Here is a 7,037-nt window from a genome sequence, read left to right as displayed (position 1 = left end):
AGTGCCGGCAGCATCGTCGCCAGCAGCGCGGTGGCGCAGGCGCGGCCCGACGGCCACACGCTGCTGCTGATGAGCAATGCCAACGCGGTGTCGGCCAGCCTGTTCCGCAAGCTGCCCTACGACGTGCAGCGCGACTTCGCACCGATCGGCACGATCGGTTTCTTCGAGCTGGCGCTGGTGGTCGATGCACGCTCGCGTTTTGCCACGCTGGCGGAGCTGATCACCCATGCGAAGGCCCAGCCAGGCCGGCTGACGATCGCCACGATCGCGGTCGGCAGCACGCAGCACCTGGCCGCGGAGCTGCTGAAGTCCAGCCTGGGCATCGACGCCCTGATCGTTCCCTACAAGGGCACGCCGGCGGTGCTGACGGCACTGCGCGCCGGCGACGTCGATGTGGCGGTGGAGATCCTCGGCCCGGTGCTGCCGCAGGTGGCAGGCCAGGCACTGCGTGTGCTGGCTACCACCGGCGAGCAGCGCAGCGCCTTGCTGCCCACCGTTCCCACCGTGCAGGAGGCCAGCGGTGCCCGCTACGCCGTGGCTTCCTGGAATGCGCTGGCCGCACCCGCAGGCACACCCGCGCCGGTGGTCGAGCGGCTCGACGCGGCGCTACGCCAGGCGCTGGCCGACGCGGGCGTGAGACAGCGCCTGGCCGCACTCGGCGTGCGCGCCGAGGCGGGTGCGCCGCAGGCGCTGCGCACGCTGCTCGACGCCGAGATCCGCCGCTGGGCCGCGGTGATCCGCGCGGCGAAGATCGAACCCGAGTAGCCAGCGCGGCGCGCGACGCACCGCTCCGGAGCGGTCAACCGCGCCGATCGCGTGGCTCGGCATGGCAGGTTGAGTCAGGTCAAGCCGCGCGTGCTCGAAGCGCGGCTCAATCGCCTCTCCCGTTCGTGGAGGAGACTGCCATGCACACGCCGATTCCCGGTACCACCCTGTTCGACGGCGTGCAGGCCCGTAAGGGCTACGCGCTGAACAAGATGTGCTTCTCGTTCAACGAGGCCGCCAACCGCGAGGCCTTCCTGCGCGACGAGGAAGGCTACTGCGCGCGCTACGCGCTGACGCTCGAGCAGCGCGAGGCGGTCAAGGGGCGCAACGTGCTGGCGATGATCGCCGCCGGCGGCAACGTCTACTACCTCGCCAAGCTGGCCGGCATCTTCGGCCTGGACGTGCAGGACCTGGGCGCGCAGCAGACCGGCATGACCAAGGATGCCTTCAAGGCGAAGCTGCTCGCCGCCGCCAGGAGCTGACCATGGCCAGGATCATCGGCGGCATCATGACTTCGCACGTGCCGGCCATCGGCCGTGCGATCGCCCGCAACCTGCAGGGCGACCCGTACTTCAAGCCCTGGTTCGATGGCTTCCCGCCGGTGCACCAGTGGCTGGCCGAAGTGAAGCCGGACGTGGCGGTGGTGGTCTACAACGACCATGGCCTGAACTTCTTCCTCGACAAGATGCCGACCTTCGCGGTCGGCGCCGCGCCCGAGTACCGCAATGCCGACGAGGGCTGGGGCATCCCGGTCGTGCCGCCCTTCCGCGGCGACCCGGAACTCTCGTGGCACCTGATCGAATCGCTGGTGCGTGACGAGTTCGACATCACGACCTGTCAGGAAATGCTCGTCGACCACGCCTTCACCTTGCCGATGGCACTGCTGTGGCCCGGGCAGGGCGCCTGGCCGGTGCGCACCGTGCCGGTGTGCATCAACACCGTGCAGTTCCCGTTGCCGAGCGCGGCGCGCTGCTGGAAGCTCGGCGAGGCGATCGGCCGCGCCATCGAGGGCTGGAACAGCGACGCGAAGGTCGTCGTGATCGGTACCGGTGGCCTGTCGCACCAGCTCGACGGCGAACGCGCCGGCTTCATCAACAAGGAATTTGATCGGCGCTTCATGGACAGCCTGGTGCGCGACCCGCAATGGGCGACGCGCTACACCAACCATGAACTGGTGGAGAAGGCGGGCACGCAGGGCATCGAACTGCTGATGTGGTTGGTCACTCGCGCCGCACTCACCGGCCGGGTGAGCCGGCTGCATTCGAACTACCACATTCCCCTCTCCAACACGGCGGCCGGCCTGCTGCTGCTCGAGAACCAGCCGCTCGGCTGAGCGACGCGCTCCCGCGGGCGCACCAATTCGGACCCTCGCGCCGAACTGCACCTGCGTGGTGCATTTTGGCGCGCTGCCACGTGCGCGTGCGCCGTCGTGGGGTGTTGCGCCGTCTCGCAGGCGTGGCACAGAAGCTGCAGAACGGAACGGCAGTCAACGCGCCATCCGACTCTGGAGGAACCTCGATGAAGAAGCCCGACCTGCTTGCGGCACTGGCCGCGGCCGCACTCACCGTGCTGCCGTCGCTGTCGTACGCGCAGTTCTCCGGAAATATCGGCCTGACGACCGACTACCGCTACCGCGGTATCTCGCAGACGCGGCTGAAACCCGCGCTGCAAGGCGGCGTCGACTACGGCCTGCCGGCCGGTTTCTACATCGGCGCGTGGGCGTCGACGATCAAGTGGATCGACGACATTCCCGGCGGCGACAGCAGCGTCGAGATCGACCTGTACGGCGGCGTGAAGGGCGAGGTCGTGCCCGGCCTCGGTTTCGACGTCGGCGTGCTGCGCTACGAGTACCCGAGCAACAACCTGAACCCCAGCGCCAGCACCACCGAGCTGTACGGCGCGCTGACCTACGGCCTGCTGACCGGCAAGTACTCGCACGCCGTGACCAACACCTTCGGCAACGCGGACAGCAAGAACAGCTTCTATTTCGACCTGTCGGCCACTTTCGATGTCGGCAGCGGTTTCGTCGTCGTGCCGCACGTCGGCTACCAGAAGATCAAGGGCCCGGCGGAGGACGCTGCGAGCTACACCGACTACTCGATCACCTTGACCAAGGATCTCGGCGCCGGCCTCTCGGTGAGCGGCGCCATCGTCGGCACCGACGCCGACAAGGATTTCTACGTGCCGGGGGCCGATGCGAACAGCAGCAAGTTCCTCGGCAAGACCGCGGGCGTTCTGTCCGTGAAGTACGTTTTCTGAACCACCCCACTGGAGACGACCATGAAGATGGTGACCGCGATCGTCAAGCCGTTCAAGCTCGACGAAGTGCGTGAGGCCCTCAGCGCCATTGGCGTGCAGGGCATCACGGTGACCGAAGTGAAAGGCTTCGGTCGCCAAAAGGGCCACACCGAGCTGTACCGCGGTGCGGAGTACGTTGTTGACTTCCTGCCGAAGGTGAAGATCGAGGCCGCCGTCGACGACGGCATCGTCGATCGCGTCATCGAGGCGATCGAGGGTGCCGCGCGCACCGGCAAGATCGGCGACGGCAAGGTGTTCGTGTCGTCGCTGGAGCAGGTCGTCCGCATTCGCACGGGCGAGACCGGCAAGGACGCTCTCTGAGCGAAGGACCACAAGAGACAACCATGAAGAAACTCATTGCGACTCTTGCCCTGGGCCTCGCGGTCCTGGGCTTCTCGGGGGCCGTGCTGGCCCAGGCGGCGTCCGCGCCGGAGGCGGCGGCGTCGATGGCGGCCGTGGCCGAGGCTGCGGCACCCGCCGCGTCTGCGGCCGAGGCGGCTCCGGCCGCTGCGCCGGTGGCCAACAAGGGCGACGTGGCCTGGATGATCGTGGCCACGCTGCTGGTCATCCTGATGACGGTGCCCGGCCTCGCGCTGTTCTATGGCGGCCTGGTGCGCAGCAAGAACATGCTGTCGGTGCTGATGCAGGTGATGGTCACCTTCTCGATGATCGTCGTGCTGTGGTTCATCTACGGCTACAGCCTGGCGTTCACCGAAGGCAATGCCTACATCGGCGGCTTCGACCGGTTGTTCATGAAGGGCCTGTTCGATCCCGCGGCCGGCACCTTCGCGATGGGCGCGACGTTCAGCAAGGGCGTCTACATCCCTGAACTGCTGTTCGCCGCATTCCAGGCGACCTTCGCCGGCATCACCTGCTGCCTGATCGTCGGCGCCTTCGCCGAGCGCATCAAGTTCAGCGCGGTGCTGCTGTTCATGGCGCTGTGGTTCACCTTCAGCTATGCGCCGATCGCGCACATGGTCTGGTTCTGGATGGGCCCGGACGCCTACGCCAGCGCCGACCTGGTCGACGGGCTGAACGCCAAGGCTGGCCTGATCTGGCAGTGGGGCGGCCTGGACTTCGCCGGCGGCACGGTGGTGCACATCAACGCCGCGGTGGCCGGCTTGGTCGGTGCCTACATGGTCGGCAAGCGCGTCGGCTACGGCAAGGAAGCCTTCACGCCGCACTCGCTGACGCTGACCATGGTCGGCGCCTCGATGCTGTGGGTGGGCTGGTTCGGCTTCAACGCCGGCTCGGCGCTCGAAGCCAGCAACAGCGCGGTGCTCGCCTTCGCCAACACCTTCTCGGCCACGGCCGCTGCGGTGCTGGCCTGGTGCATCGGCGAGACGCTGGTCAAGGGCAAGGCCTCGATGCTGGGTGCCGCCTCGGGTGCGGTGGCCGGCCTGGTCGCCATCACCCCGGCCGCCGGCAACGTCGGCCTGATGGGCGCCATCGTGATCGGCTTCGTCGCCGGCTTTGCCTGCCTGTGGGGCGTGTCGGGCCTGAAGAAGATGCTCGGCGCGGACGACTCGCTCGACGTGTTCGGCGTCCACGGTGTCGGCGGCATCGTTGGCGCGCTGTTGACCGGCGTGTTCAACACCCAGGCGCTCGGCGGCCCGGGTCTGGTGGGCGACTGGGTCACCGCCTCGGTGACCTCCAACGCCATCGGTGCGCAGGTCTGGATCCAGCTCAAGGCCGTGCTGCTGACCATCGTCTGGTCGGGCGTGGTCTCGCTGATCGCCTACAAGATCGTCGACCTGGTGATCGGCCTGCGTGTTCCGGAAGACGAGGAGCGCGAAGGTCTGGACATCACCTCGCACGGCGAGACGGCGTACCACAACTGACGCCGCGCAACCGGCTGGCATCGCGCCGGCCGGTCGCTGGACAAGGGCCACCGCGAGGGGGCCCTTTCCATTGGGACGCCGCAGCCCCCTAGCTCGTGGGGATCACTCGTCCACCCCATGGTGTGAGCTGGTGCATCGGAGTACCTTGAGCTTCGTCTAGCCGTGGCCGGGATGGCCGTCGGCGCACAGCAGGGAGACTCAAGATGCCAGTGTTCGAACGTGTTGTCGTGCGCGAAGAAGAGGCCTTGGCGGCAGGAGCCGTCGCACGCCAACTGGCGCGCACGATCGGAACCGACGATACGGTGCCCGGCAGCCCCGGCAACGACTCGCTGGACGGCACGGCGGGTGCAGACACCATCCTCGGCGAGGCCGGCAACGACACGCTGGCCGGACTGGGCGGCAACGACCTGCTCAACGGCGGCACCGGCAATGACTGGGCGAGCTATCGCACGGCGGCAAGTGCGGTGAACGTGTCGCTGGCGATCGGCGGGGCACAGAACACCCTCGGCGCCGGCACCGACACCTTCGTCAGCATCGAAGGCCTGCAGGGCAGCGCCTTCAATGACACGCTGACCGGCAGCACCAATCTGTGGGCCGAGTTCTTCTCCGGTGGGGCCGGCAACGACACCATCAACGGCGGCACCATCACCGACACGATCGACTACGCCAACCTGAACCAGGTCGAGTACTGGCAGACGGCGGTCAGCGGCATCAACATCAACCTGCAGACCGGCATCGCGCTGGACGGACAGGGCGGCACCGACACGCTGATCAACATCAACTTCGTCGTCGGCAGCAACTTCAACGACACGATGCGCGGCAGCGACGGCTCGCTGTTCGAGCAGTTCATGGGACTGTCCGGCAACGACAGCATCAATGGCGGCAACCTCACCGCTTCGTCGGCGCGCCTGAGCTACCAGGTCTCGCCGGCGGCGGTGAACGTCGACATCGCACTGGGCACCGCGCAGGACGGCTACGGCGGCACCGACACCTTCACGAACATCAACTTCATCCGCGGCTCGAACTTCAACGACACGCTGTTCGGCTCGAACACCACCGTGGTGGCCGAGACCTTCGAGGCGCTGTCGGGCAACGACTACATCGACGGCCGGGGCGGCGTCGACTGGGTGCGCTATCAGAACTCCGGCGCGGCGGCGACGGTCAACCTCGTGTCCGGTCTCGCGCAGGATGGTCTGGGAGGCCTCGACACGCTGGTGGGCATCGAGAACGTGCGCGGATCGTCCTTCGACGACGTGTTCATCGGCAACGCCGCGGCGAACGCTTTCGAGGGGCGCGCGGGCAACGACTCGATGGACGGCGGCGCCGGTGACGACACCTTCACCGGGGCGGCCGGCAACGACACTTTCGTCGGCGGGGAGCAGGTCAACCTCGACTACGTGAACTACTTCGGTTCGAGCGCTGCCGTCACCGTGAGCCTCGCCGCAGGCACGGGGGGCAGCGCCAGCGAAGGCAGCGATTCGCTGGTCGGTATCGAGGGCATCTTCGGGTCCGCGCTGGCGGATTCCATCACTGGCGACGGCAACGTCAACTACCTGCGCGGAAACGCCGGCAACGACACCCTGGACGGCGGCGCCGAGATCGACATCGCCGACTACGGCGCAGCGTCCGGAAGCGTCGTCGTGGATCTCGATGCCGGCAGCAGTTCAGGGGCCGACGGGAACGACAGCCTGATTGCCATCGAGGCGGCCTACGGCTCGGCGTTCAACGACACCCTGTCCGGCGACGCGGGCGATAACCTCCTGCGTGGCCGGGCAGGCAACGACCGCATCGATGGCCGTGGCGGTATCGACCGCGCGGACTATCGCAACGCCGGCGGCGCCGTGCAGGTGAGCCTGCTGACCGACCGCTCCGGTGGCGCCGACGGGGTCGACACCCTGATCGGCATCGAGAACCTGCGCGGCTCGGAGTTCTACGGCGACTCGCTGGTCGGCGACAGCGGGGCCAACGCCCTCGACGGCATGGGTGGTAACGACACGCTCGATGGTGGGACCGGCAACGACACGATGGTGGGTGGGACAGGCAATGACACCTATGTGGTCAACGCGAGCGGTGACGTGACGACCGAGACCTCGACGCTGGCCAGCGAGATCGACACGGTGCAATCCAGCGTGT

At 67.5% G+C, this 7,037-nt stretch carries 7 protein-coding genes; all 7 read left to right on the top strand.

All coding sequences use genetic code 11. From position 1 onward, the window contains the following. Positions 1–765 (top strand): tripartite tricarboxylate transporter substrate-binding protein (locus AAG801_RS38825; protein ID WP_341893222.1); only part of this gene is annotated, 765 nt, incomplete at its 5' end. A gap of 140 nt (positions 766–905) precedes the next feature. Beyond that, entirely contained in the window at positions 906–1,247 is a 342-nt protein-coding gene (locus AAG801_RS38820) for a protocatechuate 4,5-dioxygenase subunit alpha (RefSeq protein ID WP_341893221.1), read from the top strand. A 2-nt stretch (positions 1,248–1,249) separates the two neighbouring features. Further along, the gene (locus tag AAG801_RS38815) at positions 1,250–2,098 is read left to right on the top strand and encodes a class III extradiol dioxygenase family protein (protein WP_341893220.1); all 849 of its coding nucleotides are present in this window, start codon (positions 1,250–1,252) and stop codon (positions 2,096–2,098) included. A 185-nt stretch (positions 2,099–2,283) separates the two neighbouring features. Further along, on the top strand, positions 2,284–3,024 hold the full coding sequence (locus tag AAG801_RS38810; protein ID WP_341893219.1) for a TorF family putative porin: 741 nt from the start codon (positions 2,284–2,286) through the stop codon (positions 3,022–3,024). A 21-nt stretch (positions 3,025–3,045) separates the two neighbouring features. Next, positions 3,046–3,384, top strand: a complete 339-nt coding sequence (locus tag AAG801_RS38805) for a P-II family nitrogen regulator (RefSeq protein WP_341893218.1) — start codon at positions 3,046–3,048, stop codon at positions 3,382–3,384. A 23-nt stretch (positions 3,385–3,407) separates the two neighbouring features. Further along, on the top strand, positions 3,408–4,904 hold the full coding sequence (gene amt / locus AAG801_RS38800; protein ID WP_341893217.1) for an ammonium transporter: 1,497 nt from the start codon (positions 3,408–3,410) through the stop codon (positions 4,902–4,904). Between the two features lie 203 nt (positions 4,905–5,107). Continuing rightward, the coding region (locus AAG801_RS38795) for a calcium-binding protein (protein WP_341893216.1) at positions 5,108–7,037 on the top strand (1,930 nt) is incomplete at its 3' end.

It is taken from the genome of Variovorax sp. YR752 (assembly GCF_943372545.1).
The sequence above is the reverse complement of the archived record's forward strand: the minus strand, read 5'-3'. Positions and strand labels throughout refer to the sequence as shown.

What these genes read in the sequence shown, in the direction of transcription:
- AAG801_RS38810 (WP_341893219.1), top strand. Translation starts at nt 2,284, where the DNA reads ATGAAGAAGCCCGACCTGCTTGCGGCACTGGCCGCGGCCGCACTCACC.
- amt (WP_341893217.1), top strand. Translation starts at nt 3,408, where the DNA reads ATGAAGAAACTCATTGCGACTCTTGCCCTGGGCCTCGCGGTCCTGGGC.
- AAG801_RS38805 (WP_341893218.1), top strand. Translation starts at nt 3,046, where the DNA reads ATGAAGATGGTGACCGCGATCGTCAAGCCGTTCAAGCTCGACGAAGTG.
- AAG801_RS38815 (WP_341893220.1), top strand. Translation starts at nt 1,250, where the DNA reads ATGGCCAGGATCATCGGCGGCATCATGACTTCGCACGTGCCGGCCATC.
- AAG801_RS38820 (WP_341893221.1), top strand. Translation starts at nt 906, where the DNA reads ATGCACACGCCGATTCCCGGTACCACCCTGTTCGACGGCGTGCAGGCC.